The sequence below is a fragment of the Candidatus Kosakonia sp. 282A-S69 genome (assembly GCF_029433855.1).
Taxonomy (GTDB): domain Bacteria; phylum Pseudomonadota; class Gammaproteobacteria; order Enterobacterales; family Enterobacteriaceae; genus Kosakonia; species Kosakonia cowanii_A.
Genome location: NZ_JAROAU010000005.1, coordinates 244,725 through 244,996 on the forward strand (window position 1 = coordinate 244,725; position 272 = coordinate 244,996).

The window sequence follows — 272 nt, forward strand, 5'->3', positions numbered from 1 at the left end:
TTGGTGGGTCGTGCAGGATTCGAACCTGCGACCAATTGATTAAAAGTCAACTGCTCTACCAACTGAGCTAACGACCCTTTACAGGGGTTCTTCGAAGTGGTGGATCGTGCAGGATGACTCGGCTTTCGCCTCGCCCTTCCGGGCCGTTGCTAAAGCAACGTTATCCTTCACGTTCAACACCTTCACCAATTATCAACATTGGTGGGTCGTGCAGGATTCGAACCTGCGACCAATTGATTAAAAGTCAACTGCTCTACCAACTGAGCTAACGA

At 49.6% G+C, this 272-nt stretch carries 1 tRNA gene and 1 other RNA gene; both read right to left on the reverse strand.

Features of this window, described 5'->3' with window-relative positions:
• Nucleotide 1: 1 nt before the first annotated feature.
• A tRNA-Lys gene (locus tag PU683_RS22180) sits at nt 2-77 on the reverse strand.
• Nucleotides 78-97: 20 nt separating this feature from the next.
• A non-coding RNA gene (locus tag PU683_RS22185) (RtT sRNA) lies at nt 98-268 on the reverse strand.
• Between the last annotated feature and the right edge of the window lie 4 nt (nt 269-272).